Origin of the sequence: Pacificoceanicola algae, assembly GCF_049341065.1 — a bacterium.
GTDB lineage: Bacteria > Pseudomonadota > Alphaproteobacteria > Rhodobacterales > Rhodobacteraceae > Pacificoceanicola.
Window position 1 is genome coordinate 1 of sequence record NZ_JBMPIX010000061.1, and the last position, 1704, is coordinate 1704.

The 1704-nt window shown below is 51.5% G+C and carries 1 protein-coding gene; it reads left to right on the forward strand.

Annotated elements, in window-relative coordinates; translation table 11 throughout:
* Positions 1 to 94 precede the first annotated feature (94 nt).
* Positions 95 to 1144, forward strand: a complete 1050-nt coding sequence (locus ACOYQJ_RS26155) for a hypothetical protein (protein WP_422908808.1) — start codon at positions 95 to 97, stop codon at positions 1142 to 1144.
* Positions 1145 to 1704 lie beyond the last annotated feature (560 nt).

The following is a 1704-nucleotide window of genomic DNA, read 5'->3' on the forward strand; positions in this document are numbered from 1 at the left end:
CCATGACGAACTTGTCCCATAAGGTCTCCTTCCATTCCAACGAAAGGATCACACCATCAAACCGTGGGATCAAACACCTAGCGACAAACGCCGTGTGGAATGGATAATCCCAGTACCGGAGATCGAGCAAGGGCAGGCTCTAGCGGCCATCGTTATCAGGCCGCTCCAGGAACAGATTGTCCCTACAACCACGACATTCAAAGTCTTTATGGAAGTTATCCAGCTCTGGCGTATGCAAGGCTCGCAACCAAACGGCACCGTCTATTTTTCCGACCGACAACTTGCAGAAGTGGCGGGCTGGAGCTGGTCTGGGGTAATCGCGAAGCGAATCCGAGAACACTTGGACATCCTCCAAGGCACCAGCATCGACTGGGAGTTTTCCTTCAAGAAAGGGGACGACCTCGAGCGACTGGTGAGCAAGATGCACTTGCTCGAAGAAGTAACGTACCTTGAACGGCGAATGGCTTTCAAAAACGAGACCTTCAACGCGAACCATGTTGCGCGGATCAACAACACACTCGTGCAAAACATGCTCCAGAACCGGGTGCGGCCAATCAATTTTGAGGCGCTACGTCAGATCAGCAGCGATGCCAGTACCCGATTGTACATGATGCTGGATCTCTATCTCGCCAAGAAACCGCAATGGGCAAGGGGATCGACGAAGCTGCTGACGGTAGATCTCGGTTATGAAGGCACACGCTACAACAATCGCGGTGAACGCAAACGCACGTTGGCCAAGCTCATCAACGACCTTGACGGCAAGGAGCTTACCAATGGCAAGTTGGCCTTGGTTATGGAAGAAACGGCTGACAAAAAAGATTGGAAGCTGGTTGCCCGGAAGGTGAAACGCATCGAGCGGAAACGACCGTATGTGAAAGTGCTTTGCTCGAAGAAGGACGCGGAGCTGTTGGCCGACGAGCTCAATGAACTCTTCGGTGGGGTAGGGGCCCCCAAGCGAGGGTTCCTTGTTTTTCTTTGCCAGCGCTATCCGGAAAGTGTTTTGCGAGACGCACTGTCACGAGCCAAAGCAGATTACCTCGGCAACGTCCGCAAGTCGATTGGGGCAATTTTCCGTTACGAGCTCGAACAGTTGGTGACCGCCCGCCGCGATCTGGTTTGGTACAAGCCGACATTCCCCAAGTAACCCATTTACCGGACTATCCTGAACAATGTATTTCTATTATAAATCAACATGCTGTTGTCTGCGAACGGATCACCCAGAGGGTGCGAACACGCACCGGGAAAATTTCGATCGCCGTGCACAGGTGGAGTGCCGGGGTTCGCAGCTCTGTTCGGACGCCGCCCTGATAACAAAGTCGCCTGCCAGCGACTTTTGTAGGGTGGAACTGTTGCAATGCAGTCCCTGCCGAGGCAATCTCGGCTTTTCGTTAAGAGATGCACCTCTAAACATGGAAAACGCTGCATAATGAATAACCAAGGAAAATTTTTTGTGATCGCGTTTACTCTGGTTGCATTATTCTTAACACCGGAGAGCGAGAGAAGCGTCTCAGTTTATTTGTTTTGCGCCTTGTTCATAGCTGGGGCGTTATTCCATGATAAAATTTGATGGCGGCAAGAATTTGGAATCGTGAATTTTCGTTTTGAATGAGGTTTCTTGCAGCTGTGACGTAACCGCCCGATTGGCACCGCCTGCCTGATTTTGGTGTGATCCATTAAGACACGTGCATAGCGACGTCGTTAGTG